Source organism: Pseudomonas putida, assembly GCF_050990305.1.
Classification (GTDB): domain Bacteria; phylum Pseudomonadota; class Gammaproteobacteria; order Pseudomonadales; family Pseudomonadaceae; genus Aquipseudomonas; species Aquipseudomonas putida_AH.
In genome coordinates, this window is sequence record NZ_CP158817.1 from 2,408,279 (window position 1) to 2,435,098 (window position 26,820).

A 26,820-nucleotide genomic window follows, 5' to 3' on the forward strand; every position below is an offset into this window, starting at 1 on the left:
TTTCACCCCCAAAAAAATGCAAGGAGTTACATCATGAAAAAACTGACCACTATTGCTCTGTCCATGTGCCTGGCCGTTGGCGCGGCCTCTGTGTTTGCGGCCGACACTATGGGAACTGACAGCATGAGCAAGGATGCGATGACCAAGGACGCGATGAAGAAAGGCGATTCGATGTCCAAGGACGCGATGAAGAAAGGCGACTCGATGTCCAAGGACGCGATGAAGAAGGGCGACTCAATGTCCAAGGATGCCATGAAGAAAGGCGACTCAATGTCCAAGGACGCCATGAAGAAGACCGACTCGATGTCCAAGGACGCGATGAAAAAGGACGCCATGTCCCAATAACCCCAAACACCCCCGATCCCCTGTAGGAGCGAGCCTGCTCGCGATGGAGTGTCAGTCGATGACAGGTTGACTGACCCACCATCGCGAGCAGGCTCGCTCCTACAGGGATTGCGGTTATTCATGGGTATGACCTGAAGTCATACCCCCATGACTTTTAATGGTTACAGCCCCGCCAACCCCCAGTGATAAAAAATCGCAAACCAGCTCATCAACAACAAAAAAGAGCGTTTGCAACCATGATCAATCATCACTGCCACGTCTTCGCCAGCCTCCTGCTGCGCTCTTCGAACCCTGACATTTGCCGCGCCATGCACCTCGCATGCGTGCGCTTCTGACCACCCAAAATCCCTCTGCGTCCTGAACAAGAGAACGACTCATGAAAGAACTCGACCTGTACATCGGTGAAGGCTTCGAAGGCCCAGGCGTGAACGCCGCGCACATCAACATCCTGATCGGCCCGCGCAACGGTCCTGCCGGCCAGGCCTTCGCCAACAGCCTGGCGTCGCCAAGCCAGGGCCATTGCCCCTTCATGGTGATCGCCCAGCCGAACATCCCGGTCAAGCCGATGACCCTGTATGTCAACAAGGCCGCCATCAGCAGCGACCTGCACGGCAACGCCACCTGGGGCGCATCCCAGGCCGGTATCGCCAAGGCTGTCCTGGAAGCGCTGCTGGATGGCACCCTGCCGCCGGAAGCCGAAGACGAGTGGGCCATCGTCACCGCCAACTGGGTCAACCCGGCTTGCGACGACCTGGATGCGGTGTACCTGAACAACTACAACGCCTGCCGTACCGCGATCCGCGCCGCCTTGACGGGCAAGCCGGAAACCGCGCAGCTGGCGGACGTGGTCAACCACATCAGCAACCCTTTCTACACGCCAAAAGCCTGAGGTCCGCGCCATGCAATACATCCGTTTGGGCAACTCCGGCCTTGAAGTCTCCCGCCTGTGCCTGGGCACCATGAACATGGGCACCCCGGACTGGAAACCGTGGATCTTCGATGAGAAGAAAAGCGAGCCGATCGTCAAGCACGCGCTGGACAATGGTGTGAACTTCATCGACCTGGCAGACTTCTATTCCGCAGGCGTCGGCGAAGAAGTGGTAGGGCGCATCGTCAAGCGCCTGGCCCGTCGCGAAGACCTGGTGATCACCACCAAGGTCGGCTACGGCACCCGTCCTGGCATCAACGCCAGCGGCCATTCGCGCAAGCACATCATGGACAGCATCGATGCGTCCCTGAAGCGCCTGGACATGGATTACGTCGACGTCTTCATGCTGCACTACTTCGACGTGAACACCCCGGTCGAAGAAACCATGAGCGCCATGAACGACATCGTGCGCTCGGGCAAGGCCCGCTACATCGGCGTCTCGACCATGCTCACCGGGCAACTGGCGAAGATCCTCATGGCCTGCGAGCGCAATGGCTGGGTCAAGCCAATCAACATGCAGCTGCAACTGAACTGCGCCTACCGCGAAGAAGAGCGCGAAATGATCCCGTTCTGCCGCGACCAGGGCCTGGGTGTTTCGGTGTTCAGCCCGCTGGCCCGTGGCTTGCTGACCGGTGACGTGCAGTCGACCCGCAACCAGACCGACTTCTTCACCCAGCAAATGTACAGCGACGAGGCCTCGTTCGAGATCGCCCGTTCGGTGCAGCGCGTAGCCCGTGCTCGCGGCGTGTCCAACGCACAGATCGCGCAGGCTTGGGTGGCCAATCACCCGGGCGTGGATTGCATGCTGGTCGGCGCCGATACCACCGAGCAGTTCGACAGCGCCCTGGCGGCCCTTGAGACCAAGTTCGATGCTGAAGAGCTGTACGAGCTGGAGCGCAACTACACCCCGTGCGACGTGATCAACGATTACACCGCCGGCAAGCGCATCCTGCGTACCGCCCGTCCGGGTTCGGAACGCTTCACCCTGACCGAGGCCGTGGCATGAGCGATTTGATCCGTCACGGCAATTTCATCGACGGGCACTGGTTTACTGGTGAAGGGTCCAGCGGCGGGGCGACGTACCCAGTGCTGAACCCGGCCACCGGTGAGCTGATCGCCGACGTGCAAAAGGCCGGCGCCGAAGAAACCAACCTGGCCATCGACGCCGCCAACCGTGCCTTGCCGGCGTGGCGAAAGCTGACCGCCAAGGAACGCAGCCAGCGCATCAAGCGCTGGGGCGAGTTGATGCTGAGCAACCAGAAGGACCTGGCCACCTTGCTCAGCCGCGAGCAGGGCAAGCCGCTGGCCGAGGCCATGGGCGAAGTGGTCTACGCCGCGAGTTTTCTGGAGTGGTTCGCCGAAGAGGCCAAGCGCGCCTACGGCGATGTGATCCCGAGCCACAAGGCCGATGCGCGCATCGTCGTGGTCAAGGAAGCTATAGGTGTCGTGGCTGCCATTACCCCGTGGAACTTCCCGCTGGCCATGGTCACCCGCAAGGTCGGCCCGGCACTGGCCGCCGGTTGCACCATGATCCTCAAGCCTTCGGAAGAAACCCCGCTGTCGGCTTTCGCCCTGGCGGTGCTGGCTGAACAAGCCGGGATTCCGGCTGGCGTGTTCAACGTGGTCTCCGGCGATGCCGTGGCCATTGGCGGCGCGCTGCAAGCGTCCGGTATCGTGCGCAAGCTGTCGTTCACCGGCTCCACCCGCACCGGCAAGTTGTTGATGCGCCAGGCCGCCGACACCCTGAAAAAGGTTTCGCTGGAGCTGGGTGGCAACGCGCCGTTCATTGTCTTCGATGACGCCGATATCGACGCCGCCGTGAAAGGCGCCATGGCCTCGAAATTCCGCAACACCGGGCAAACCTGTGTCTGCGTCAACCGCTTCTTCATTCAGGACGGCGTGTACGAAGCCTTCACCGGCAAACTCGCCGAAGCCGTGGCGGCGATGCGCGTGGGTAACGCCCTGGAAGGCGAAACCGAACAAGGTCCGTTGATCAATATCGCAGCGCTGGCCAAGGTCGAACTGCATGTGAGCGATGCGGTGGAGAAGGGCGCCAAGGTCCTGTGCGGCGGTCGCCGTCATGCCCTGGGCGGCACCTTCTACGAGCCGACGATTCTTGCCGAAGCCAGTAGCGACATGCTGATCGCCCAAGACGAAACCTTCGGCCCGGTGGCGGCGTGCTTTCGCTTCAAGGACGAAGCCGAAGTGCTGCAACGGGCCAACGACACGCCGTACGGCTTGTCGGCCTACTTCTACAGCCGCGACATCGGCCGCGTCTGGCGCATGGCCGAAGGCCTGGAAGCGGGCATGGTCGGGATCAACGAAGGGATCATTTCCACGGAAGTGGCGCCGTTCGGCGGCATCAAGGAATCGGGCCTGGGTCGCGAGGGTTCGAAGTACGGTCTGGATGACTACCTGGAAATCAAATACCTGTTGATGGGTGGTTTGTAAGGACCCCCCTGTAGGAGCAAAGCTTGCTCGCGATGACGGAGTGTCAGTCGACGCCTGTGGTGCCTGACACTCCGTCATCGCGGGCAAGCCTTGCTCCTACAAAAAGCAAAAGCCAACAGCACACAACAAAATCGATCGGTTCCATTTCTCCGTCAATAACAACAATTGGAGACTTACATGTCCGTACAACCGGTAAAAATCGACGACCTGCCCATCGGGCGCTTCCACATCAAGATCGCTGGCCTGACCTTCGGTGCGCACTTCACCGACGGCTACATCCTCGGTCTGATCGGCATCGCCTTCACGCTGCTGAGCCCGCAGATGCACCTGGATGCCTTCTGGCAGGGCCTGATCGGTGCCTCGGCGCTGATCGGTCTGTTCTTGGGTAGCCTGTTTTTCGGTTGGATCTCCGACAAGGTCGGCCGCCAGAAAATCTTCCTCGTCAGCTTTGTGCTGATCACCCTCGCTTCGGTGATGCAGTTCTATGTGGAAACGGCGATGAGCCTGTTCCTCTGCCGGGTGCTGATCGGCATCGGCCTGGGCGGTGACTTCAGCGTCGGTCACGCCATGCTCGCCGAGTTCGCGCCGAAGAAACACCGGGGCGTGTTGCTCGGCTCCTTCAGCGTGATCTGGACGTTCGGCTACGTCGCCGCGACCTTTGTCGGCACCGCGATGCTCAGCCTCGGTGATGATGCCTGGCGCTGGATGCTGGCCTCGTCGGCGATCCCGGCGGCCCTGATCCTGATCGCCCGCATCGGCACCCCGGAATCGCCGCGTTGGCTGGTCAATCAGGGCCGCATCGCCGAAGCGCGGGCCATCGTCAAGAAGTTCCTGGGCGAGCACGTCGAACTCGACGAAACCCGTTCCTCTGAAACCCGTTCCGGCTACGCGGTGTTGTTCAGTCGTGAGTACCGCAAACGTACCGCGTTCAACTGCCTGTTCTTCGTTTGCATCGTCATGCCGTACTTCGCCATCTACACCTTCCTGCCGTCGATTCTGCAGAAGATGGGCCTGGCCGAAGGTTTCGGCACCGAGCTGATGCTGAACATGCTGCTGATCCTTGGCGCGTTGATCGGCATCTGGTGCACGATCAAATTCACCCGTCGTGGGTTCCTGATCAACTCGTTCATCATCCTCGCCATCGCCTTGTTCCTGCTGGCGGTGCTGCCGAGCAGTGCGGCGTTCTTGATGGTGTTGGTGTTCGGGCTGTTTACATTGGTGTTGTCGGCGGTGAGTAACCTGGTGGGTGTGTTCCCCGCCGAGAGCTTCCCGACCGAAGTGCGCGCCAGCGGCATTGGCCTGGCCACGGCAGTGAGCCGCCTGGGGTCGGCGGTCAGCACTTTCCTGCTGCCGGTGAGCGTGGCGGGGATCGGCCTGAGCCCGACCATGGGCATCCTGGCGGCGATCCTGGCGATAGGCGCGCTGCTGTCCTGGGCCTGGGCGCCGGAGACCAAGTCGCTGACCCTGAGCCAGGCGTGCAAGGCGCACAGCCCGGTGGAAGGTGGTGTGCACGTAGCCGGCAAGGCCGCGACCCCAATCTAACGGCTGGGCAAGCCCCTGTAGGAGCCGGCTTTGCTGGCGATGGCGGCGTGTCAGTCGCCATCAATGTTGAAGGTGAAATGGCAATCGCCAGCAAAGCCGGCTCCTACAGGGGAGAGTGATGTTTCAGGGATTGCTGACCAGCTCCAGCCATTCCTTGAACAACCGCACTTTCGACAACCCCCATTTGTCGTTCGCCACATCCAGCCAATAGCCATAAGGCCCGATCACCTCCACTGGGGTGATCGGCAGCAGGCTGCCATTGGCCAGTTCCTTCTCGATCATCTGCCGGTCGATCACCGCCAGGCCGCCACCGGCCAGAGTGGTGTGGATCACCTGGTCCAGGGTGCTGAACTCCAGGCCTTGCCCGGCATCGACATCGTCGCGACCCATCGCCGCCAGCCAGTTTTCCCAGACCTTCAGGCGCTTGCCGTTGTGCAGGATGTGCAGCAATGGCCAGTGCTGCAGGTCGGGTGCCTGGCCATCGGTGAACAGCTCCGGGCTGGCGACGGCAATGTGCCGTTCCATCACCAGCAATTGGCTGTGGCAATGACTGTCCGCCTCGAGGCCAAAACGGATGTGGCAGTCGATCTCGGCGAGGTTCTCGTGGCCCAGCTGACTGGTCACGCTGAGGCTGATGTCGGGGTAGCGTTGAACAAACGCCCGCAGGTGCGCCGACAGCCAGCGCGTGGCCCAGGTCGGGGGGGCGACGATGCGCAGGCGCTGGCGCAGGTTGGGCACACGCACCGCTTGCAAGGCGCGTTCGATGTGATCGAAGGCATCGCTCAAGTGCGGGGAAAGGGCGGTGCCGGCCTCGGTCAGCAACAGGCCCTGGGGCGTACGGATAAACAGCGCCACACCGAGGTAGTCTTCGAGTTGCTTGATCTGCCGACTCACCGCGCCCTGAGTGACGTTCAGGCCAAGAGCGGCCTGACTGAAACTGCGATGCCGCGCGACCTCCTCGAAGATGCGCAGCGTGTTGAGCGAGGGCAGTTGACGCATGGGCGGGGGCTCTGTGGTTTTGTGTGTTGCCTATCTGACTATTGGCCAGGGGCGGTTGCAAGCATTGTTTGGGCTGACGACTTTGTCGCTGTCCTGTATCAAAAATGAATTTCCGCCGCTTGCGCTGCTCCTACCTGTATTAGCGGAGTAGAGTCCGTCAATTCATCGGTGAGTACGGGGAGCGGCAAGGTCATGAGTCGAGTATCGGCCGGAGATGGAGACCTCCATGGCGGGTTGATTCTGGTGGTTGAAGACGACCCGCTTATTTTGGAATTTCTCTGTGAAATTCTTCAGGAAGAAGGCTATGCGGTGCAGTCCCAGACCAGTGCGGACGCTGCATCGGTGTACTTGCAGCGCCACGCAGCGGAGGTCGGATTGTTGCTGACGGACATCACCATGCCCGGCACGCTCAATGGCGCGGATCTGGCCAACCTGTTCGGCGATCGCTGGCCGGAAAAACCGATCATGATCATGTCCGGCTATGAAACCCCGGAAAGCTCTGGCGTGCGGCATGCGGTTTCATTCATCAAGAAACCCTGGGCGCTGGGGCAGTTGCTCGATTGCGTGGACGGCGCGTTCAACTCACGCCGTACCCTGTAGGAGCTGCCGCAGGCTGCGATCTTTTGATCCTGTTTTTAATAAGCAAAATCAAAAGATCGCAGCCTGCGGCAGCTCCTACAGGGATCGTGTAGAGTCCTGAGGCCTCTACCCATGCCTTGAAACAGGAAGGACCCTTTGCCCGCACCCGCATCCGCTTTCAATCGTCCATACCGTGCCTTTCTGTTCGACATGGATGGCACCATCCTCACTTCCATTGCTGCCGCCGAGCGCGTCTGGACCACTTGGGCCCTGCGTCACGGCGTCGATGTCGACTCGTTCCTGCCCACCATTCATGGTGCCCGCGCCATCGACACCATCCGCCGTTTGGCGTTGCCCGGTGTCGATGCCGAGGTTGAAGCGGCATGGATCACCGCGGCCGAAATCGAAGATGTCGAAGGGGTTGAAGAGGTCGCCGGCGCGGCACAGTTCCTCCTGTCGCTGCCGCCCCATCAATGGGCCATCGTCACCTCCGCGCCGAGGACCCTGGCGCTGCGGCGCATGGCAGCGGCCGGAATTCCCGAACCGAAGGTGATGATCACCGCCGAGGACGTCAGTGTTGGCAAACCTGATCCAACGGGGTATCGACTGGCGGCGCGTCGGTTGGATGTGGAGATGCGTGATTGCCTGGTGTTCGAAGATGCCACCGTGGGGATACTCGCAGCCGAGGCGGCGGGGGCAGATTTGGTGATTGTCACAGCAACCCATGACCAGCCGATCGAGACGACGCATGCGACGCTGAGCCGTTATGACTCGATCACAGTTCGACCCGATGCTGCCGGCCTGATGCACCTGCACAATGTCTGAAAAACACCGAACCCTGTAGGAGCTGCCGCAGGCTGCGATCTTTTGATCTTGTTCTTAAAAATCAAGATCAAAAGATCGCAGCCTGCGGCAGCTCCTACAGGGAATATTTCAATACACGCCTGGGATCAACCGCCAGGTTCGCGCGCAGTACGTTTCATATTCCTGACCAAACTGCGTCCGCAGCAGCGCTTCTTCGGACTGAATCCGCGCAATCAGCGGGATCAGCGTCAAGACCACCAGCAATAGACCCACGCTCGAGCGAAACGCCAGCGCCCAGCCCACGCCGATGACCAGCATGCCCAGATAGCTGGGGTTGCGCAGGTGGCGGTAGAGGCCGTCGGTCACCAACCGGTGCCCTGGTTGTATGGCCACCAGCCCGCTGAATCGCTTGCCGAGCACGAATACCGGCCACAACCGCAGCGCGCCGCCGATGATGAACAGAATCGCCCCGAGCCAGCGCACACCTTCGCCACCGAAGGTCCAGAAGTCGATGCGGTCGGTCCAGGCCGGCAGGTAGCCGCTTATCAAACCGATCACCGCAAAGGCGGGAATCACCCAGCGATTGGCCCGGTCTTCACGTTCGCCTGAGCTTAAGTTGACCTCGGTGAACAGCGATGCAACGGCCATGAGCAGCGTTGCCAATGCCACGACCACCAGCGCGCCATGGGAGAAAAACGCACCGAAGCCCCCCAACCCCCAAACCGCCAGGGCGAGGTAGGCGAGGGTGCTGACGATGGCGAAAAACGCCAGTTTGGCCGAGATTTTCATGACACCTCCGTAGGAGCTGCCGCAGACTGCGATCTTTTGATCTTGCTCTTAAAACCAGCAAAGTCAAAAGATCGCAGCCTGCGGCAGCTCCTCCAACAGCGGTTGAGTCAACTATCTGAGCGGGCGCTGCGCCGAATCACCTGCGGCGGTTGCCCGAACGCCCGCAGGAAGGCTTCGCGCATGCGACGGCGGTCGCTGAAGCCGGTCTCCATGGCGATCTCATCGAGGGTCAAGCGCCCGCGCTCGAGCATTTGTCGCGCCGCTTCCAGGCGCAGGTTTTCGATGGCCTTGGCCGGCGACTGACCGGTTTCGGCGCGAAATGCACGGCTGAATTGCCGAGGACTGAGCCGGGCCACGTCGGCCAATTGCTCCACCGTCAGCGACTGGGCCAGGTGTTCCCGGGCGTAGCCCAGCACGGTCTGGATGCGATCGGACTTCGGTTCCAGCTCCAGCAGCACCGAATGTTGCGACTGGCCACCGGCACGGCGGTGGTACATCACCAGCTTCTGCGCCACCGCACGAGCGAGTGCGGCGCCATGGTCCTTTTCCACCATGGCCAGCGCCAGGTCGATACCGGCGGTCATGCCGGCGGACGTCCAGATCGAACCGTCGACCACGTAGATGCGGTCAGCCTCCACATTGATCGAAGGGAAGCGTTCCTGCAGTTGCCGCGCATAAGCCCAGTGCGTGGTGGCCCGCCGTCCGTCGAGCAAACCGGCCTGGGCCAGGACGAAGGCGCCTGAGCAAATCGATGCCGTGCGTCGCGCGGTCCGGGTGCTGGCCCGCACATACTCGATGACCGGTTGGGGTGCCTGTTCGAGGATCGAGTCGCCGCCGACCACGATCACCGTATCGATCACTTGCTCATCGAAGGCCTCGGTGCCGACCGTCAACCCACCGGAGGCGCGCAGTGTGCGGCCATCTTCAGACAGCACCCGCACGTCGTACAGCGTTTCACCGGCGCTGAAGTTGGCGTACTCGAACACCGGCATCGCCGCCAGCGCCATGGACTGGAATCTTTCGAAAACCACGAACGCCACGCTGATCATGGGTCTGTCCTCAATCATGTCCGAAAAACGTACTTTAAACGTCATTTGAGACAGATGTCAGCCAATTTATAACTGTGCACACACGGCGACCGTCTCGCCTCTCTGTGAAGGAAATTGCACATGACACTCTCATCCAAAGGCACTGCATTGATCACTGGCGCTTCGTCGGGTATTGGCGCGGTGTATGCCGACCGGCTTGCTCACCAGGGCTACGACCTGATTCTGGTTGCCCGCAGTCAGGCAAAACTCAATGCCCTGGCCAATCGCTTGAGCGATGAAACCGGGCGCAACGTGCAAGTGGTGGCCGCCGATCTGAAAAACCGGGCCGACTTGCTGCGGGTCGAACAACTCCTGCACAGCGACGCGAGCATCACCCTGTTGGTCAACAATGCCGGGGTCGGTGCCGTCATGCCCCTGTTGGGCAGCCCGGTGGATGACATGCAAGACATGATCAGTCTCAACATCACCGCGTTGACGCGCCTGGCCTACGCCGTGGCGCCGGGGTTCGTCGCTCGTGGTGCCGGGACCGTGATCAACATTGCTTCGATCGTCGCCATCGCCCCCGAAGTCCTCAACGGCGTATACGGCGGGACCAAGGCGTTCGTCCTGGCCTTGAGCCAGTCGATGCATCGCGAACTGGCTGATAAAGGCGTGCGGGTCCAGGCCGTGTTGCCGGGCGCCACCGCCACCGATTTCTGGAGCGAGGCGGGCAACCCGGTGGAGAACCTGCCTCGGGAAATCGTCATGTCTGCCGAGGATATGGTCGATGCGGCGCTGGTCGGGCTGGCCAGTGGCGAAGTGGTGACTATTCCGGGTTTGCATGACGGCGCGCAGTGGGATCTTTACGAAACTCAACGGCAGGTGCTTTCGGGGTTGTTCGGTAATTCCACGGCAGCGCCGCGTTATCGTTAATCGCTTTCGCGGGCAAGTCGGGTCGCGAAGGCGTTAGCAGCGGCCCATGAACTAAGCTTGAACAAGGACCGTTCACCGCTGCCCCGTGGACACTTCGACGGGGCATCGGCGTGCAACAGGAGCCGTCATGCTTCACATCAGAACACCGTTGATCCTGCACCCAGGCCTCTCGACCCCGAATCGTCGTATCTGGCTCAAACTGGAAAACCTGCAACCCAGTGGCTCGTTCAAGCTGCGCGGCATGGGGCTGCTGTGCAGCCAGGCGGCGGCACAGGGCAAAAAAAGGGTCGTCTGTCCCTCAGGCGGCAACGCCGGGTTCGCCACTGCCGTGGCCGCCGCCAGCCTGGGGCTCAAGGCCTGCATCATCGTGCCGCATACCACGCCGGAAACCACCCGCGCCCGAATCCGCAAGACCGGGGCCGAGGTGATCGTCCATGGCAAGGTGTGGGATGACGCCAATCAACGGGCCAGAGAGCTTGCCCAGGGCGCGGACACCGAATACGTGCCAGCCTTCGATCATCCGGTGCTGTGGCAAGGGCATAGCACGATGATCGATGAAATTCTCGAAGACTGTCCGCAGGTTGATGCACTGGTGACGTCGGTGGGCGGCGGTGGCTTGCTCGCGGGGGTGCTGACCGGGTTGATCCGTCACCAACGACTGGACTGCCGGATCGTGGCCTGTGAGACCGAGGGCGCGGCGTCTTTCGCAGCGGCCATGGCGGCAGGGCATCCGGTTCGTTTGCCGCGAATCGATACGGTCGCCACCTCGCTCGGTGCCGCGCAAGTGGCGGCGTGGCCGGTGCAACACATCCTCGATTTCCCCCACGAATGCGTGGTCCTCAGCGATGAAGAAGCGATCATGGGCGTGGTGCGTTACGCCAGTGACATGCGCCAGTTGGTCGAACCTGCTTGCGGGGTATCGCTGGCCATTGCCTACCTCGACCACCCGGCCATCGCCGAAACCCACGACGTAGTGGTTGTGGTGTGTGGCGGGGTCAGCATCAGCGCGCAACTGGTGGCCGGTTGGGCACGGTTGTCCTAGACGAGCAAAAATCTGTGGCGAGGGGATTTATCCCCGTTCGGCTGCGCAGCAGTCGTAGATCCTGACAACGCCATGTGGCTGAAAGATTCCAAGGGGACGCTTCGCGTCCCGACGGGGATAAATCCCCTCGCCACAGATGTAATGGCTCGTGATGCGTGAGGTTATTGACCTGCCGTAGCGCCCTCCTGGACGAGGATGGCTTGAGCCAGCGCTTCGTCGCTTGCGTTGTTGAGATCGGGGTGGTCCTGACGGATCCGTTGCAGAACCTGCTCCAGATAAACGCCACGAATGGCACCGCCACTGGCCACGAAGCTGGAAGCGTCGTCCCGGGCGGGAATCATCAGTTTGTGGTCCTTGAAGGTCGAGTACAGAGACGCGGATACGCCGGCCGAAGTGGCGACGTCCTCCGCATCCACGCTGGCCAATGCAGAACCGAGCGGTAAACACAGCAGCAGGGAAGAAACAATAATCAGACGGCGCATGATGGTGTCCTCTGAACGCGTGCAACAAAAAGGAAGTGCCTCGTATTTTGAGAGGCACGCCGTTCACCGAGAGTTCCAATTTTCGACCGATCACCTGATCTCTGTAGGAGCTGCCGCAGGCTGCGATCTTTTGATTTTTTATAGCCAGATCAAAAGATCGTCCGAACGCGGCCCGAGCCTGCGGCAGCTCCTACAGGGCAACGGGGCGGGCTCGATCCTTGCTGATCTTCTTCGTGGTCATGGCCCGCTGCTGGCGATATCCTCCGGCCTGATCGATTACCGGGAGCGAGGGCGGGTGTGACATGAGCGTCGATATCGACTGTGTGGTGGTCGGGGCCGGGGTGGTGGGGCTGGCGGTGGCCAGGGCTCTGGCCATGAGCGGGCGCGAAGTGGTTGTGGTCGAGGCCGCAGAAGCCATCGGCACGGGCATCAGTTCGCGCAACTCTGAGGTGATCCACGCGGGCATCTACTACCCCAGCGGTAGCCTCAAAGCGCAGCTGTGCGTGCAGGGCAAACAACGGCTGTACGCCTTCTGCGACGGGCACGGCGTCAGTTATCGGCGCCTGGGCAAACTGATCGTCGCGACCGATGAAACGCAGCACTCGGCCCTGAAACGCTTGCTGGAGCAGGGCCGGAGCAATGGCGTCGATGATCTGCAATGGCTGGATGCCGCACAGGCGCGGGCGTTGGAGCCGGCGTTGTCCTGCGTCGCCGCGCTGTGGTCGCCATCCACCAGCATTGTCGATTCCCATGGGCTGATGCTGGCGCTGCAAGGCGATGCCCAAGCCCATGGCGCGTCGTTGGTCTTGCACACGCCGCTGCTGTTGGCTCGCTGCACCGATCAGGGATTCGAGTTGCACATGGGCGGTGCCGAGCCCATGACCTTGGGTTGCCGCGAGTTGATCAACTGTGCAGGCCTGTCTGCACCCGATGTGGCGAGTCGCATCGCTGGCCTGTCAGCCCAGCACATTCCGACGATGTATTTATGCAAGGGCAGCTATTTCAGCTTCAGCGGTCGGGCGCCATTTCGTCATCTGGTGTACCCGGCGCCGGAAAGCGCCGGGCTGGGGGTACACATGACCCTGGACCTGGGCGGCCAGGCGCGTTTCGGGCCGGACGTGGAATGGGTCGAGCGCGTCGATTACCGCGTGGAACCCGCCCGGGCCGACGGCTTTTACGAGGCGATCCGTCGTTACTGGCCGGGCTTGCCGGACAACAGTCTGCAACCGGCCTACAGCGGCATTCGCCCGAAAATCAGTGGCCCCAACGAAGCGGCCGCCGATTTTCGCATCAGCGGCCCGGCCAAGCATGGGGTGCCGGGGCTGGTCAATCTGTTCGGCATTGAATCGCCAGGCCTGACCAGCTGCCTGGCGCTGGCCGAGCGGGTGGTGGACGCCCTTAACCTGTAGGAGCGAAGCTTGCTCGCGATGGTCGTCAACGATAACGCTGGGCGTCTGACACCCCGCGTTGTTCTCGAGTCCATCGCGAGCAAGCTTCGCTCCTACAGGTACGGGGTGCGTGGACGACCGGTAATCAGTGTTGGCGCCGCTATGGGCAGATAGCGCTATCCTTGAAAAATGCGCTTATCGCCATCGGAGTCATCTGATGATCAACGTACGCACTGCCCGCATGCTCGCCGACTACAAACAATGGGCTAACCGGCGTCTGTTCGACAACCTGGCGCAACTGCCACCGGGCGAAGTCGAAAAGGAACGCGCCGGGATTTTCAAAAACATAATCGGCACGCTGAATCACATCTATGTGGTGGACTGTCTCTGGCAAGCCCACCTCGAAGGCCGAGGGCACGGCTTCACCACTTCCCATGATCTGATCTATCCCGTACTGACGGACCTGTGCCGGGCGCAGCAGGACGTCGATCATTGGTACTGCGAATGGGCGGCCCGGCAAACCGATGCCTCGCTGGACAGGCCCGTCAGGTTCACTTTCATTTCCGGGGAAAGCGGCACCATGAGCGCCGGCGCGATGTTGCTGCACGTGGTCAATCACGCCAGTTATCACCGGGGCTGGATCATCCAGATCTACTTCGAAATCCCGACCATGCCGCCCATGACTGACCTGCCGATCTACCTGCGCGAAACCGACCCGCATTTCAACTCGCTCAATGCGCCGGTAGTGGCGCCGACATGTGCTCCACAATTCGCGAGCGCAACCAACGTTCTGCCGGGTCGTTATCGTTGACGCCATTCCAGACCATGGACAGCTCGGACAGGTTGATCTCGAATGGGGCGTCGTCGGCACGCAACTGGGGGCTGCCCCTGACCAGCGCGCAGGCAGCGTAATCCGGCACCGTGGCCAGCAGATCGGTGCCCGCGAGCAAATCTCGCAGACCGGCAAACTGCGGCACCGCCAGCACGACTCGACGCGAACGGCCGATGCGCGCCAGATCGGTGTCGATCGCCCCGGTCAAATCCCCGGAAAACGACACCAGCGCGTGGGGGCGTTCACAATATTCATCGAGGCTCAGCGTGCCGGGACGATTGTCCCCACGCAGGATCTTCACGCTCAAATCCCGCAACTTCTTGCGCTTGGCATTGGCTGGCAGTTCAGTGGTGTAGCTGATCCCGACGGAGATTTCTCCGGAGGAAAGCATCGGCGACATCAGCAGGAAATTCACCCGCCGCACCACGATCACCACGTTCTGCGCCTCATCGCGCAGTTGTTTGAGCAGCGGCGGGAACAGGCCGAATTCGGCATCGTCGGACAGGCCGATACGAAACACATCGCGGCTGGTGGAGGGGTCGAAATCCTTGGCCCGACTGACCGCGCCGGAAATGGTGTCCATCGCCGGCTGCAACTCCTTGAGAATCGCCAATGCGCGCTGGGTCGGCTCCAGCACCCGCCCGTTGCGCACCAGCAGTGGGTCATCGAACAAATCCCGCAACCGCGCCAGCGCCGCACTGACGGCGGGCTGGCCAAGGAACAATTTCTCGCCGGCCCGGGTTAGGTTTTTTTCGAACATCAGGGTTTCGAAAATCACTAACAGGTTCATGTCCACGCGGCGCAGGTCGTTGCGGTTCATGGTGGGGGCTCGCCGGTTGCAGAAATTCTTCAGTAAAGCACCAAAGCCATGGTGGTGCGGTCGTACGGTCTGCACTCTGTGGCGAGGGGATTTATCCCCGTCCGACTGCGCAGCAGTCGCAGATCAGTTACACGCGGTGTGCCTGAGGGGTTGCGATTGCCGGTATAGGGGCCGCTGCGCGACCCAACGGGGATAAATCCCCTCGCCACAGGGGACGGTGTTTATTCAGTTGGGGCTAATCGATCCGGCGCCCGGTTCACTGCCAGTTCACCCACCCACTTTCCGTGAGCATGAAACTCATATCGACACTGATCAAATGTGTGCGGGCAAGCCCGCTCCCACAGGATTTTTGGACTAGGCAGGAACGGGTTCAGGCTCGAGCTCGGGCTCGGTCAACATCTTCCTGAACGTCTCCACCAACGGTCGCAGATTGACCCGATGCCATGCCGCCCAAAGAGGCCGGCTGACGCAAATCCACGGCACTTCCCGCAGGACTACGCCCGGTGGGGCGTTGCGGCTCAAGCCTTTTTGAATCATGGCGATGCCCAGTCCCGAGGCCACTAGCGCAAATGCCGTGAACGGGCCGGTGGCTTCCATGCGGATGTCCGGGGTGAAGCCGGCGCGGATGCAGGCGCTGACGAAGTCTTCGCGGTTGTTGAGATTGTGGTGGTGCTGCACGCCGATCCATTCCTGGGCGGCGAGGTCTTGAGGTGTGAGCGTCGGTTGGTGGGCGAGGGGATGATCGTCGGGCAATGCCAGCAGCATCGGGTCGTCCAGCACTTGGAAACCCAGCAGGTCCGGGTCGTCATCGGTCGGCGGCTCACTGACAAGCGCGATATCCAGACTACGCTGACGCAGGCCTTCGAGTTGTTCAGCCGAGCTCAGGTTGTACAGCGCGACATGCACGTTCGGCCGCTCGCCGCGCAACACGCGCAAGGCATTGGGCAGGACGCCTGCGTGCATGGCGTTTTCGATGTAGCCGATGCACAAGCCGCCTTCTTCACCGCGCCCCAGGCGCTTGCCCAAAGATTCCAGGCGATTGGCGTGGGTCAGCAGGGCGCGGGTCTCGGCGAGGAAGGTCTGGCCGTCGCGGGTCAAGCGGATGCGTTGCTGGCTGCGCTCGAACAGGGTCAGGCCCAGGCGCTCTTCGAGCTGGGCGATTTGTCGGCTCAGGGGCGACTGGGAAATGTGCAGGCGTTCGGCCGCGCGACCGACGTGCTCTTCTTCGGCGACGGCGACGAAGTAGCGCAATTGGCGGATGTCGATCATGTTAGACCTCTGGGGACTTAAGTGCTGCGCATTATGTCTTGGACGGTCCGATCATCGCAATCTAGGATCTGCTCAACGGTAAGGCGAATAACCGCTCTCTGTAGGAGCCGGCTTGCTGGCGATGGCAGCAGTCCCGTCAACAATGCACTGCCTGATACACCGCCATCATCGCCAGCAAGCCGGCTCCTACAGGTTTACCAGGCATTTCAGAGGATTCATCCATGAGCTTGAAAGACAAATTGCCCGGCGCACTGGGCTTCGGTACTGCCCCTCTGGGCAATATGTTCCGCGCCATTCCCGAGGAAGAAGCGCAAGCCACTGTCCACGCGGCCTGGGAAGCCGGCGTGCGTTACTTCGACACCGCGCCGTTCTACGGTTCGGGTCTGTCGGAAATTCGCCTGGGCCAAGCGCTGTCCCGCTACAACCGTGACGACTACGTTTTGAGCAGCAAGGTCGGCCGAGTGATTCTCGACGAAGTCGAAGACGCCGCCGCTCGGGATCTGGGCGAGAAGAGCGGGGTCTTCGAGCACGGTCGCCCGAACAAGATCGTCAACGACTACAGCGCTGACGCGACGCTGCGTTCGATCGAGGACAGCCTCAAGCGCCTGCAAACCGATCGCCTGGACATCGTTTGGGTGCATGACATCGCTCAGGATTTCTACGGCGATCAATGGCTGGAGTATTTCAACCAGGCACGTACCGGTGCCTTCAAAGTGCTGACCCGCCTGCGTGAAGAAGGTGTGATCAAGGGCTGGGGCCTGGGGGTGAACAAGGTCGAGCCGTGCGAACTGACCCTGGACCTGAGTGAGGCGCAGCCGGACGGTTTCTTGCTGGCCGGGCGCTACACGCTGCTGGACCATGACCGCGCCTTGCAGCGCTTGATGGAGGCTGCGCTGGCGCAGAAGGTCGAGATCGTGGTCGGTGGCCCTTACAGCTCGGGCATCCTCGCCGGTGGCGCGCACTTCGAATACCAGAAGGCCAGTCCGGCGATCATCGCCAAGGTCGAACACATCAAACGCATCGCCGTCGCCCATGGCGTCGATATCAAAGCCGCTGCCTTGCAGTTCTCATTGGCTAACCCGGCCGTTGCCGCGGTGATTCCGGGCGCCAGTCGTCCAGAGCGGATTGCCGAAGATGTCGCTGCCTTGTCGGCGGTGATTCCCGCTGCCTTCTGGCAGGCACTGCGCGAGGCGAAGCTGGTTTCCGATCGCGCCCCTTTACCCATCGTTGGAGCTTGAGCATGAAAATCGATCTGAGTGGAAAACTGGCGATTGTCAGCGGCAGCACGGCCGGCATTGGTCTGGGCATCAGCAAGGTACTGGCCGAATCCGGCGCCACGGTGGTGGTGATCGGCCGCGATGCGGCCAAGGTCGAGCACGCTCTGGCGAGCATTCGCCAGAGCGTGCCGGGCGCACAATTGCGCGGCCTGACCGCTGACCTGGGCACCGCCGAAGGCGCAGAGAAATTATTCGCCGCCGAGCCACGGGCCGACATCCTGGTGAACAACCTGGGGATCTACAACGCGGTTGATTTCTTTGACACCCCCGACAGCGAGTGGACGCGGTTCTATGAGATCAACGTGATCTCTGGTGTGCGCCTGTCCCGGCATTACGTGCCGGACATGGTCAAGCAGGGCTGGGGCCGGGTGATTTTCCTGTCCTCGGAATCCGGCATCGCGATCCCGGCCGACATGCTCAACTATGGCGTAACCAAAAGCGCCAACCTGGCGGTGTCCCATGGCCTGGCCAAGCGCCTGGCGGGCACCGGGGTGACGGTCAATTCGATCCTGCCGGGTCCAACCCTCACCGACGGGGTGGAGGAAATGCTCAAAGATGCCGTCGCCGCTTCCGGACGTAGCGTGCGCGAAGAAGCCGATGCCTTTGTGCGCAAGGCCCGTCCGACGTCGATCATTCAACGTGTGGCGGATGTCGAAGAGGTCGCGAACTTGGTGGCCTACATCGCATCACCGCTGTCCTCGGCCACCACCGGCGCCGCTTTGCGGGTCGACGGTGGCGTCGTCGACAGCCTGGCCATTTGAACCTTATTTGAGTAAGCGAGAACATTACATGGCAACAACTTCAGCCTACATCGACATCCCGGCCTCGGCCGATCAGGTCTGGCAATTGATCGGCGGCTTCAACTCGCTGCCGGACTGGCTGCCGTTCATTCCCAAGAGCGAACTGAGCGAAGGCGGACGGGTGCGCAGCCTGCAAACGGCCGATGGCGCAGTGATCATCGAACGCCTGCAAGGGTTCGACGATGCGGCGAAAACCTACAGCTACACGATCGTGCAAGCGCCGTTTCCGGCCACGGATTATCTGGCGACCATCAAGGTTGAAGCGCAGGAGCACGGCGCCCGGGTGACTTGGTCGGGCCGGTTTGAACCGGTGGGTGTGAGCAACGAGGAAGTGGTGGCGTTGTTTACCGGGATTTATCAGGGTGGGCTTGAGGCGTTGCGGGCCAATTACCCAGCCTGAGCCTTAAAAAGATCGCAGCCTGCGGCAGCTCCTACAGGGATCTATGTAGGAGCTGCCGCAGGCTGCGATCTTTTGATTTTCAAGCCGGAGCAATCAGGCTTTGCACGCAATCAAGCACCAACCGCGCCCCACCCAGCTCACTGGTCCCCACCTCCAGCGAAAATCCATGCAGGCTGACAATCGCCGCGACGATCGACAGCCCCAGTCCGAATCCGCTTTTCTGATTGCCCGCCTCGGCGCGATAGAACCGTTGGAACACCGCCTCGCGTTCAGACTCTGGAATGCCGGGACCTGAGTCGAGCACTTCGATGCGGGTATGCCCATTCTCATTGACCCCACGCAAAATCACCCGGCCACCGGGCGGAGTGAATTTGATCGAATTGCTGAGCAGGTTCGCCACCGCTTCGAACAGCAAGGCGCGATCACCATTGAGCGCTGGCAAGGACGCCGGCAATTGCAGTTCAAAGGTCAGGTCATCGTCCTCGGCCAACGGCAGATAGAACTCATGCAGTTCCTGCAGCAACGACACCGGATCGAGCTGCACGAATCCGGACCGACGCTGGCGATCTTCCAGCTCGGAAATGCGCAGCAACCCGCGAAAACGCGCCATCAATGTGTCGGCCTCGGCCAGCACCAGGTCAAGCTGCGTCGCTTGTGCTGAACCTTCACCGGCCTGCTGTTGCATGCGATACAACTGCGCGCGCAAGCGGGTCAGCGGCGTGCGCAAGTCATGGGCGATGTTGTCGCACACGCCCTTGACCTCATGCATCAAGCGCTCGATGCGTTCCAGCATGGCGTTGACGATGGCAGCGAGCATGTCCAGTTCATCACGGCGGTTGGACAGTGGCAGGCGTCGGGTGAGGTCGCCAGCGACGATGGCTTCGGCGCTGGCCTGAATCCCGCGAATACGTCGAAGCGGCCGGCGTCGCAGCAGGTGCCAGCCGACGATGCCAGGCAGGATGGTCAGGGTCACGCCCCAGAACAAGGCGTGGAGGATGATTCGGGTCACGGCGAACAGCGAGCCGTTGTCGCGCACCAGCACCAGCCAGCGTCCGTCCCGGGTCTGGGTCGCCACCGCGTCGCAGCTGTCGGCGGGCAGGGTCGGGTCGTCGTAGCCGGCGCAGTCGTTGAGCATGTGGATCTTGCCGTCCAGCGGCAAACCTTTGGGGATTTGGCGCAGGGCTCCGCTGAGGTAACGGTGCTCGGCATCGAACAGGCCATAGGCGTCGATGCCGCGGATGTCGAACGTCATGCTGACGGCGAGGGCGTCCGCCAGTTGGTCGCCCTGGAAGTGGGAGAACAAATGCTGGCGTTGCATCAGCGAATGCTTGGCCAGATTGTCCAGGTAAGCGGACACCTCGTAATACATGACGCCCATGAGAATGCCGCTCCAGGCCACGAACAACGCACTGTAGAGCGCCAGCAGGCGACTGCTGGAAGAGCGCCAGCCTTTAGACGGGTTCGGCAATGACATAACCCGAGCCTCGTACGGTACGAATCAACGGGACATTGCCGGGTGGATCGATTTTCTTGCGCAGACGGCCGATGTGAACATCGATCAGGTTGGTGCCGGGGTCGAAGTGATACCCCCAGACTTCTTCGAAAATCATCATTCGCGAAAGGATCTGCCCGGTGTTGCGCATCAGGAACTCCAGCAGCTTGTATTCGGTGGGCAGCAGGGTGAGCAGCTGGCCGTCGCGGCTGGCTTCGTGGCTGATCAGGTTCAGCTCCAAGTCCGCCACTCGTAGCGTGGTGGCCTGGGCGGTCACGGTGTTCTGCCGGCGCAACAGGACCTCGACCCGGGCGGCCATCTCATCGGTGGCGAAGGGTTTGGTCAGATAATCGTCGCCACCGGCACGCAGGCCGCGCACGCGTTCATCGACGTCGGAAAGGGCGCTGATCATCAAGATAGGCGTGGCCACGCCCATGGTCCGCAGCCTGGTGACGATCGCCAGGCCATCGAGTTCAGGCAGCATGCGGTCGAGGGTGATCAGGTCGTAATTGCCGCTGACCGCGCGCTCCAGTCCCTCGCGACCGTTGTCGACCCAGTCGACGTCAAGGCCGTGGCTGCTCAGTTCGGCGACAATTTCCCGGGCGGTCACGGCGTCGTCTTCGATGGTCAAGATGCGGGTCATAGGGTTGGCCTGATAATCGATTCAATACGGAGTGAGGCGTATTTTGCCAAGAATTGTCCGCCGCTTAATAAATTAACTTTCATGTTGTTTCAGCGCTTGCGAGCAACATTGATATCATTGAGCCATAAATTCAACAGGACGCTGTATTGTGCTCAATTTGATCCGTTATAGCTGGATGCCGATGATTCTGCTGTTGTTGTGTGTTGTCAGCTCATCGACCTGGGCCGCCAATACACCTTGCTCGGGAAAGAAGGGCGGTATCGATCGCTGCGACGGCGACCTGTTTCTGTGTAATGACGGTTCCATCAGCGGTTCGAAAAAAAGCTGCTCGGCGATGTTTGGCAACAGAAGCCAGGCTCGGCCACAAGCGTTCGTCCAAGACAATGACGGTTGTGCCTGCGGCACCGGTGCATTCTGTACAGGCCCGCGAGGCGGGGTGTATTGCCTGACGCCCGGCGGCAGCAAGAGTTACAAGCGCAAATAGCCTGCAAGTAATGCATAACGCCCGCATGGTCGAGCGATTCGTTGCGTATTGCATGGCGCGGGGAAGTTCAAACTTTATAGTTCGATGATCTATAACGGTTTATCCAATGAGGCCCGGTTGGCACGTTCACTGCTGCTCCTTGTTTGAAGAGTGGCATCGCCATTAATCCGGGAGAACCCTCATGCGTTCACTACTGCTGTTCATGATTGGCGTACCAATTCCGATCATTATCCTGATCGCGTTGTTCATGCACTGATTATTGAAAGACAAAAAGATCGCAGCCTGCGGCAGTTCCTACAGGGATGTGTGTAGGAGCTGCCGCAGGCTGCGATCTTTTGACTTTGATCTTCTAAATCCAAATGGCATCCCACAAAGGATAATCCCCTATGCGCGTCACCAGGCCCGCGCGCAATGGATTCATAATGATGTAACGCGCAGTGGCTTTCAGATCCTCGTCCCGACGTAAGGCTCGGTCGTGATAACCCCGCTGCCACAGGCGGTGTTGTACGCCCTGCATGAGATTGATCGATCGGCTGCTTCGGGATTTGATGCGGCACATCAACTCAGCTAGCGAGCCCTGCTGAAGTTGTAACAGCCAATGCAAATGATCGGGCATCACTACCCAAGCCATTGACGTGACAATTTCAGTTTCATCCGCTTCGCGTAGCTGTTCGACGAGTAGGCGCGCTGATCGCCAGTCTGAAAAAACAGGTTGGCGTTCATGGGTAACCGCAGTGATCAAGTAAATTCGTCCAGATTCCGAGTACCGACCTTTGCGCAGGTGGCATCCATTTGCGGCGACAGGCATTCCTTTGCCCTCCATTCACGTTGTAATGGATGAACGATAGTTGCTGTTACCTTCGCTGGTGAATGAAGACAATTCGCGGTATTTCAAGGTTTTTTTAACATCAAAAGATCGGCGTGTTGATGAAGACGTCTAATCCCTCGGCATAGGCGGTGAATGCAGCAATCTTCGGAAACTTCTCGGTCGACACCTGATCCGCCACCACATAGTTGGTAAAGGTCCACGCCACTGCCAGGGTGATGCCCGCCTGGTCGATCACGCCGTCGGTTTTCAACGGTTGCTTTTCCAGCTCCCGCTCCAGGGCGTTATAGGCTGCTGCCAATTGTCCCTCGACTCGCTCGACCCAAGGTCCGAACTGAATGTCCGCCGGCCGCAGGTTGCGCTCGTAATAAAGCTGCACCGATTTTTCGCACGCCGCCAAGGCCAGGCCGATCAGGCGCAATGCGCGCAGGCGATCTTCGATAGGGGCGGGCATCAAGCTGCGTTCCGGACCCGCCAGGGCCTCCAGGTAATCGATGATCAGCGTGGAATCCATCAGCACTTCACCGTCATCCAGCACCAGCGTGGGCGCCTTGACCACCGGGTTTATCTGCTGGAATTGCTCGAAGGTCCTGAACACCGAGACCGATTCGTGCGCAAGTTCGATGTCCAGTCGCTTGGCAGAAATGGCGACGCGTCGCACATAGGGTGAATCCAGCATGCCGATCAGCTTCATTTAACCGCTCCTTGGGATTGAAATTTCGGGAGGCACAACCTTAGCCGAGCTCACACGACCTGCAAACAGGGGCAGCGGCTCATCCGTTTGTCTTCTATATAGCTCCGCTCAATTGAATTTCTTGCTATAAACGCACTCCGATATCCGCCTGGATGCCTGCTATAGCGCATTTTCGAGGCCTTGTCGGACAAATTCGCTGTCTTTTCAGTTGCTGAGGCCTCAAGTCGGCCTTAGACTGCCGCCCCTCGTAAATTGAGTGCCGGGTGGCGCTTGGAACAAACGGCGCCTTTCCGATGACCTGCGCAGGTCTGCCGGAACGCTCCCTTATTCGCCTTAATGCACGTTTTTTTATAGAGATATCAATGACAAAGGACAAGTTGCTGGCCATGCCGGCGGATGACTACATGAATGCCGAGCAACATGCTTTTTTCTCCGAGCTGTTGCAAAACATGAAAGTCGAAACCCATGAGCGCATCGAGCAGAACCGCATCGCCATCGAAAGCCTGGACACCCCGGCCGATCCGGCTGACGCGGCGTCGGTCGAAGAAGAGCGCACCTGGCTGGTGAACGCGATCGATCGCGATCAGCGCATGCTCCCTCAGTTGGAACAAGCCCTGGAACGTATTAAAGAAGACAGCTTTGGCTGGTGCGACGACAGCGGCGAGCCAATCGGCCTCAAGCGCCTGCTGATCAGCCCGACCACCAAGTACTGCATCGAAGCTCAAGAACGTCACGAGCAGATCGATAAGCACCAGCGTCAGGCCTGACACGGCCAGGTGACCCATTGAAAACGGGTTGCCTGTGAAAAGATCGCAGCCTTCGGCAGCTCCTACAGGTTCATGTGAATTCATGTAGGAGCTGCCGAAGGCTGCGATCTTTGCTTTTTGCCGTCCATGAAAACCCCAAACTCTTCTGTTGATCTGCTGCAAAAACCGCGACTAAAGGCTTATGGATAATGGCCTTATGGTGGCGCTTAATGCGACGACAACAATTAGAAACAGTTTGGGATGACTACGATGACGAGAGATGGCTCTGTGGTCGCGACGGTGCCTGCGCCCGTACGTTTGCCGAAAAACCGTTGGCTGACCCCCACATTGCAAAGTATCGCCCTGATGCTGTTGCTGTGTGGCATGACGCTCGGCGGCTGGTCGCTTTACCTTGGCCTGCCCGTGTCCGTGCTGATTATCTGGCTACCTCGCCTGCGTTCGCGTGCGCCCCTTGAGGTCGTTCCCGCCGATTCGTCCAGCACCATCGCCGCGTTGACCCGCGATCTTTCCCATACCACCAGTCACAACGCGCTGTCTGCTGCCGGCGTGGCCTTTTCGGTCAAGCAGTTGGCTGACAAGCTTCAATCGCAACTTGGCGCCGCAGCGCAAATCGTCAGCAATGCTGAAGTCATGATTGCCACCGAACAGGCCACCTCGACCCTCAGCCGTCAGGCATTGGGGGCTGCGAGTGAGGCGCATGAGAGCGGCGCGGCCGGCCGAACGGAATTGATTGACTCGATTGCGCGCATGCACCAACTCAGCCAGCGGGCCAACAGCAGCCGTGAACTGATCGAAGCCTTGAGCCAGCGCAGCGACGATATCCAGCGCGTGACCCTGGTGATTCAGTCCATCGCCAGTCAGACCAACCTGTTGGCCTTGAACGCGGCGATTGAAGCGGCACGGGCCGGGGAGCACGGTCGCGGTTTTGCGGTGGTGGCCGACGAGGTGCGTGGGCTGGCTGCGCGCACAGCAACCGCGACCGACGAAGTCGGCGAGATGGTGGCCGATATCCGGCAACGCACCGCTCAGGTGGTGGAACAGATCCGCCAGCTGTCGAGTGACCTGGACATCGGTGTCACGCAAGTCGAACACACGGGGCAGCACCTGGAAAACATCGCTCGCCTGGCGGCCAGTGTCGAGACCCAGGTCGGGGAAATCGCCCGGGGTGCCGAGATCAATCGCGAACAACTCGACAGCCTGTTTCATGCCATCGAACAAATGCGCAGTGACCTGGCCATCAGCGATCAGCAGACCCGGCGCCTGGCCGAGGCCGCGGTGCAAATGGAAGGGCAGGCTGAAACCATCAGCGAGCGTCTGGCCGAAGTCGGTCTGGATGACTATCACCAGCGGATCTATGACTTGGCCCGCGAAGGCGCCTGTCAGATTACGGCGCGTTTCGAAGCGGACATCGACGCGGGCCGAATCAGCCTTGAAGACCTGTTCGACCGCCAATATCAAGCGATTCCCAATACTAGTCCGGCCAAATACCAGACGCGTTTCGACCGCTACACCGATCAGGTCTTGCCGGCAATTCAGGAACCCTTGCTGCCCCGTCACGAGGGCCTGGTATTCGCGATTGCCTGTACTCAACACGGCTATGTGCCCACCCACAACAACGTCTTCAGTCAGCCGCTGACCAACGACGCGCAGGTCGATGCGCTGCAAAACCGCACCAAACGCAAATTCGCCGACCGCACCGGGATTCGCTGTGGCAGCCATCAGCAGGCGGTGCTGCTGCAGACCTACACCCGTGATACCGGTGAGCTGATGCATGACCTTTCGGTGCCGATCATGCTCAAGGGCCGGCATTGGGGTGGGTTGCGGTTGGGGTACAAGCCGGAAAATCCACGTTAAATGCCAACGATGTTTTGGACAACACGCCTACCTGTAGGAGCAGAGCTTGCTCGCGATGGCGGTGTATCTGCCAATACACGATCGATTGGTCTGCCTTGATCGCGAGCAAGCTCTGCTCCTACAGGGGGCGTGGATTGTTACGGCTTTTGCAACGAAGCTGTACAAAGTGTTGCTGTTTCCCGGTGAGCGGACTCATTACCATACCTACATAGTTAGGTTGCTAACGGAGTTTGGAGGGCAACATGCAAAGCAGAGTCGATGTCGCCGTCATGATTGGCAGTGGCGTGCCCGCCAGTTTGCGAGCCTTGGGGCAACGGGTGTGCTGGGTGGTGCTGGTGAACGGCGAACGCCGTGGCACGGCCTTCTCCAGTCGCGATGAAGCGCAAGAGTGCAAGGCTGCCTGGTTGGCGCAATTGAGCGCCGAAACCCCGGACAGCCTGCATTGCGCCTAAGGTCTGTGCCATGGCCCCAATGACTTCTGAGGGCGGCTGGCTTTAAACGTTCGAAAGCAATGTTCAAATGCAGGAGTGAGCATAGACCGCAAACCTGGTCTTCAGGCTTTCAATGCACCGGCATCGACAGCGGCCTTGAGTGCCTTGGCCGACTCCCTGGCGGCGACGTCAGCGGTGTCCAGGGTCTTGAACCAGCGGTCTTTCTCGACTTGGTGCAAGGTCACAGTTTTCAGCGGCGGTTTGGCGCGCATGATAATCACGGCCTGGAATTCGCCGTCGACCTCTCGGGCTTCGCCACGGATAAAAAACTCGCCGATATCAAATTCCGTCACGTCGCAGTCTTCCCTTGGAAATATATTGTTGTGTTCAACGGCGCCCCATCGCGATGGGGCGCCGTTGATTGGGCGGGCAGTATGGCAGTAGTTGTTGAGTTAAGTCGCAGGCCTGATGAAATGTCGCTATGAACCGATGAGGCGCGTTGTGTCAAATACGTGATTCAAGTGAGCGGGCGAGGGCACACGCTTCGTTGTGATTGACGCGGAAACCTCTTACATGGCCTGTGGACATTTCTTTGATATGAAAGAACGCATTGCCGGCCAAAATCACCTGAAACCTTGGAGCTTCGGGGGCTTGAGCTTGAAGTTCAGGGTGCTGCAACATTGGCGGGTGTGGAATCGACGCGGGTGCCGAAGGATGGGCAAAGTGTGTCAGCGTGCACATAAGAAGTCCTTTTCGTTGTTTTTACCGACGTATGTACGCCGGTATGGGTAGTCTCGGTGAGCATGGCTGCTCTAGAATCACCCTCACTGGTGGGTGATTGATGTTTATCTAAAGCAATTTTCGGCGGGCGATATGTCAGAAAAGTGCTTTTTTTCACGAGTTTTTTCCCTGAAGTTGATA

General features: G+C 60.2%; 31 protein-coding genes. 19 read left to right on the plus strand and 12 right to left on the minus strand.

The annotated features are described in order from the left end of the window. Window positions 1–33: 33 nt before the first annotated feature. The 5 genes from ABTV22_RS11160 to ABTV22_RS11180 all read left to right on the plus strand — a co-directional run bounded on the left by ABTV22_RS11160 (window position 34) and on the right by ABTV22_RS11180 (window position 5,266). Window positions 34–345 (plus strand): pentapeptide MXKDX repeat protein, encoded by a 312-nt coding sequence (locus ABTV22_RS11160; RefSeq protein WP_433740157.1) that lies wholly within the window; start codon window positions 34–36, stop codon window positions 343–345. Between the two features lie 376 nt (window positions 346–721). After that, entirely contained in the window at window positions 722–1,234 is a 513-nt protein-coding gene (fae, locus tag ABTV22_RS11165) for a formaldehyde-activating enzyme (protein ID WP_008043405.1), read from the plus strand. A 10-nt stretch (window positions 1,235–1,244) separates the two neighbouring features. Then, on the plus strand, window positions 1,245–2,279 hold the full coding sequence (locus tag ABTV22_RS11170; protein ID WP_433740159.1) for an aldo/keto reductase: 1,035 nt from the start codon (window positions 1,245–1,247) through the stop codon (window positions 2,277–2,279). After that, window positions 2,276–3,724 carry an NAD-dependent succinate-semialdehyde dehydrogenase gene (locus ABTV22_RS11175; protein ID WP_433740161.1) on the plus strand — a complete coding sequence of 483 codons (1,449 nt, stop codon included), beginning with the start codon at window positions 2,276–2,278 and terminating at the stop codon, window positions 3,722–3,724. The genes ABTV22_RS11170 and ABTV22_RS11175 overlap by 4 nt, the downstream gene beginning before the upstream one ends. Before the next feature lie 177 nt (window positions 3,725–3,901). Beyond that, complete coding sequence (locus ABTV22_RS11180) at window positions 3,902–5,266, plus strand: MFS transporter (protein ID WP_433740162.1); 1,365 nt, start codon at window positions 3,902–3,904, stop codon at window positions 5,264–5,266. A 123-nt stretch (window positions 5,267–5,389) separates the two neighbouring features. On the opposite strand, the gene ABTV22_RS11185 is transcribed toward ABTV22_RS11180, so the two are convergent. Then, a complete protein-coding gene (locus tag ABTV22_RS11185) occupies window positions 5,390–6,265 on the minus strand; it encodes a LysR substrate-binding domain-containing protein (RefSeq protein ID WP_433740163.1) in 876 nt (291 codons plus the stop codon). A 192-nt stretch (window positions 6,266–6,457) separates the two neighbouring features. On the opposite strand from ABTV22_RS11185, the gene ABTV22_RS11190 reads away from it, so the two are divergent. Together ABTV22_RS11190 and ABTV22_RS11195 are read left to right on the plus strand one after the other, a co-directional pair. Further along, window positions 6,458–6,865 (plus strand): response regulator, encoded by a 408-nt coding sequence (locus ABTV22_RS11190; RefSeq protein ID WP_433740164.1) that lies wholly within the window; start codon window positions 6,458–6,460, stop codon window positions 6,863–6,865. A gap of 189 nt (window positions 6,866–7,054) precedes the next feature. Next, window positions 7,055–7,669, plus strand: coding sequence for an HAD-IA family hydrolase (locus ABTV22_RS11195; protein ID WP_433741363.1), 615 nt, complete (start codon window positions 7,055–7,057; stop codon window positions 7,667–7,669). A gap of 108 nt (window positions 7,670–7,777) precedes the next feature. On the opposite strand, the gene ABTV22_RS11200 is transcribed toward ABTV22_RS11195, so the two are convergent. Continuing rightward, window positions 7,778–8,437: a methyltransferase family protein gene (locus ABTV22_RS11200; RefSeq protein WP_433740165.1), complete on the minus strand. Its 660-nt coding sequence runs from the start codon at window positions 8,435–8,437 to the stop codon at window positions 7,778–7,780. A 107-nt stretch (window positions 8,438–8,544) separates the two neighbouring features. Beyond that, window positions 8,545–9,486 (minus strand): GlxA family transcriptional regulator, encoded by a 942-nt coding sequence (locus tag ABTV22_RS11205; protein ID WP_433740166.1) that lies wholly within the window; start codon window positions 9,484–9,486, stop codon window positions 8,545–8,547. 120 nt (window positions 9,487–9,606) lie between these two features. Here ABTV22_RS11205 and ABTV22_RS11210 point away from each other — a divergent pair, with 120 nt between their 5' ends. Together ABTV22_RS11210 and ABTV22_RS11215 are read left to right on the plus strand one after the other, a co-directional pair. Next, complete coding sequence (locus tag ABTV22_RS11210) at window positions 9,607–10,398, plus strand: SDR family NAD(P)-dependent oxidoreductase (RefSeq protein WP_433740167.1); 792 nt, start codon at window positions 9,607–9,609, stop codon at window positions 10,396–10,398. Window positions 10,399–10,525: 127 nt separating this feature from the next. Continuing rightward, a complete protein-coding gene (locus ABTV22_RS11215) occupies window positions 10,526–11,440 on the plus strand; it encodes a pyridoxal-phosphate dependent enzyme (RefSeq protein ID WP_433740168.1) in 915 nt (304 codons plus the stop codon). A gap of 161 nt (window positions 11,441–11,601) precedes the next feature. On the opposite strand, the gene ABTV22_RS11220 is transcribed toward ABTV22_RS11215, so the two are convergent. After that, window positions 11,602–11,922, minus strand: a complete 321-nt coding sequence (locus ABTV22_RS11220) for a DUF2388 domain-containing protein (protein WP_433740169.1) — start codon at window positions 11,920–11,922, stop codon at window positions 11,602–11,604. On the opposite strand from ABTV22_RS11220, the gene ABTV22_RS11225 reads away from it, so the two are divergent. The 3 genes from ABTV22_RS11225 to ABTV22_RS11235 all read left to right on the plus strand — a co-directional run bounded on the left by ABTV22_RS11225 (window position 11,921) and on the right by ABTV22_RS11235 (window position 14,121). Beyond that, window positions 11,921–12,223, plus strand: coding sequence for a hypothetical protein (locus ABTV22_RS11225; RefSeq protein WP_433740170.1), 303 nt, complete (start codon window positions 11,921–11,923; stop codon window positions 12,221–12,223). The genes ABTV22_RS11220 and ABTV22_RS11225 overlap by 2 nt on opposite strands. 1 nt (window position 12,224) lies before the next feature. Then, window positions 12,225–13,331: an NAD(P)/FAD-dependent oxidoreductase gene (locus ABTV22_RS11230; RefSeq protein WP_433740171.1), complete on the plus strand. Its 1,107-nt coding sequence runs from the start codon at window positions 12,225–12,227 to the stop codon at window positions 13,329–13,331. 196 nt (window positions 13,332–13,527) lie between these two features. Next, the gene (locus tag ABTV22_RS11235) at window positions 13,528–14,121 is read left to right on the plus strand and encodes a DinB family protein (protein ID WP_433740172.1); all 594 of its coding nucleotides are present in this window, start codon (window positions 13,528–13,530) and stop codon (window positions 14,119–14,121) included. On the opposite strand, the gene ABTV22_RS11240 is transcribed toward ABTV22_RS11235, so the two are convergent. Both ABTV22_RS11240 and ABTV22_RS11245 read right to left on the minus strand, forming a co-directional pair. Then, window positions 14,042–14,962, minus strand: a complete 921-nt coding sequence (locus ABTV22_RS11240; RefSeq protein WP_433740173.1) for a LysR substrate-binding domain-containing protein — start codon at window positions 14,960–14,962, stop codon at window positions 14,042–14,044. The two genes, ABTV22_RS11235 and ABTV22_RS11240, sit on opposite strands and share 80 nt — an antisense overlap. A gap of 354 nt (window positions 14,963–15,316) precedes the next feature. Then, window positions 15,317–16,231 carry a LysR substrate-binding domain-containing protein gene (locus ABTV22_RS11245; protein WP_433740174.1) on the minus strand — a complete coding sequence of 305 codons (915 nt, stop codon included), beginning with the start codon at window positions 16,229–16,231 and terminating at the stop codon, window positions 15,317–15,319. Between the two features lie 221 nt (window positions 16,232–16,452). Between ABTV22_RS11245 and ABTV22_RS11250 the strand changes: the two genes are divergently transcribed. From ABTV22_RS11250 to ABTV22_RS11260, 3 genes are read left to right on the plus strand one after another with little or no spacing between them, the layout of a single operon-like run. After that, window positions 16,453–17,469 carry an aldo/keto reductase gene (locus ABTV22_RS11250; protein WP_433740175.1) on the plus strand — a complete coding sequence of 339 codons (1,017 nt, stop codon included), beginning with the start codon at window positions 16,453–16,455 and terminating at the stop codon, window positions 17,467–17,469. Between the two features lie 2 nt (window positions 17,470–17,471). Beyond that, a complete protein-coding gene (locus ABTV22_RS11255; protein ID WP_433740176.1) occupies window positions 17,472–18,269 on the plus strand; it encodes an SDR family NAD(P)-dependent oxidoreductase in 798 nt (265 codons plus the stop codon). 28 nt (window positions 18,270–18,297) lie between these two features. Beyond that, a complete protein-coding gene (locus tag ABTV22_RS11260; RefSeq protein ID WP_433740177.1) occupies window positions 18,298–18,708 on the plus strand; it encodes an SRPBCC family protein in 411 nt (136 codons plus the stop codon). Window positions 18,709–18,787: 79 nt separating this feature from the next. Here ABTV22_RS11260 and ABTV22_RS11265 read toward each other — a convergent pair whose 3' ends face one another. Further along, window positions 18,788–20,182 (minus strand): sensor histidine kinase, encoded by a 1,395-nt coding sequence (locus tag ABTV22_RS11265; RefSeq protein ID WP_433740178.1) that lies wholly within the window; start codon window positions 20,180–20,182, stop codon window positions 18,788–18,790. Next, window positions 20,160–20,843 (minus strand): response regulator transcription factor, encoded by a 684-nt coding sequence (locus tag ABTV22_RS11270; protein WP_433740179.1) that lies wholly within the window; start codon window positions 20,841–20,843, stop codon window positions 20,160–20,162. Before ABTV22_RS11270 ends, ABTV22_RS11265 begins: the two co-directional genes overlap by 23 nt. Window positions 20,844–21,024: 181 nt before the next feature. On the opposite strand from ABTV22_RS11270, the gene ABTV22_RS11275 reads away from it, so the two are divergent. After that, window positions 21,025–21,327 carry a hypothetical protein gene (locus ABTV22_RS11275; RefSeq protein ID WP_433741364.1) on the plus strand — a complete coding sequence of 101 codons (303 nt, stop codon included), beginning with the start codon at window positions 21,025–21,027 and terminating at the stop codon, window positions 21,325–21,327. Between the two features lie 349 nt (window positions 21,328–21,676). On the opposite strand, the gene ABTV22_RS11280 is transcribed toward ABTV22_RS11275, so the two are convergent. Together ABTV22_RS11280 and ABTV22_RS11285 are read right to left on the minus strand one after the other, a co-directional pair. Then, window positions 21,677–22,135 (minus strand): REP-associated tyrosine transposase, encoded by a 459-nt coding sequence (locus ABTV22_RS11280; RefSeq protein WP_433740180.1) that lies wholly within the window; start codon window positions 22,133–22,135, stop codon window positions 21,677–21,679. Window positions 22,136–22,235: 100 nt separating this feature from the next. Further along, a complete protein-coding gene (locus ABTV22_RS11285; protein ID WP_433740181.1) occupies window positions 22,236–22,847 on the minus strand; it encodes a glutathione S-transferase in 612 nt (203 codons plus the stop codon). Window positions 22,848–23,209: 362 nt separating this feature from the next. Here ABTV22_RS11285 and ABTV22_RS11290 point away from each other — a divergent pair, with 362 nt between their 5' ends. From ABTV22_RS11290 to ABTV22_RS11300, 3 genes are all read left to right on the plus strand, one after another. After that, window positions 23,210–23,614, plus strand: a complete 405-nt coding sequence (locus tag ABTV22_RS11290; protein WP_007935965.1) for a TraR/DksA family transcriptional regulator — start codon at window positions 23,210–23,212, stop codon at window positions 23,612–23,614. A gap of 630 nt (window positions 23,615–24,244) precedes the next feature. Next, complete coding sequence (locus tag ABTV22_RS11295; protein ID WP_433741365.1) at window positions 24,245–25,468, plus strand: methyl-accepting chemotaxis protein; 1,224 nt, start codon at window positions 24,245–24,247, stop codon at window positions 25,466–25,468. A gap of 242 nt (window positions 25,469–25,710) precedes the next feature. Continuing rightward, window positions 25,711–25,920 carry a hypothetical protein gene (locus tag ABTV22_RS11300; RefSeq protein WP_433740182.1) on the plus strand — a complete coding sequence of 70 codons (210 nt, stop codon included), beginning with the start codon at window positions 25,711–25,713 and terminating at the stop codon, window positions 25,918–25,920. 101 nt (window positions 25,921–26,021) lie between these two features. On the opposite strand, the gene ABTV22_RS11305 is transcribed toward ABTV22_RS11300, so the two are convergent. Together ABTV22_RS11305 and ABTV22_RS11310 are read right to left on the minus strand one after the other, a co-directional pair. After that, on the minus strand, window positions 26,022–26,252 hold the full coding sequence (locus tag ABTV22_RS11305; protein ID WP_433740183.1) for a hypothetical protein: 231 nt from the start codon (window positions 26,250–26,252) through the stop codon (window positions 26,022–26,024). Window positions 26,253–26,403: 151 nt separating this feature from the next. After that, complete coding sequence (locus tag ABTV22_RS11310; RefSeq protein WP_433740184.1) at window positions 26,404–26,640, minus strand: hypothetical protein; 237 nt, start codon at window positions 26,638–26,640, stop codon at window positions 26,404–26,406. Window positions 26,641–26,820 lie beyond the last annotated feature (180 nt).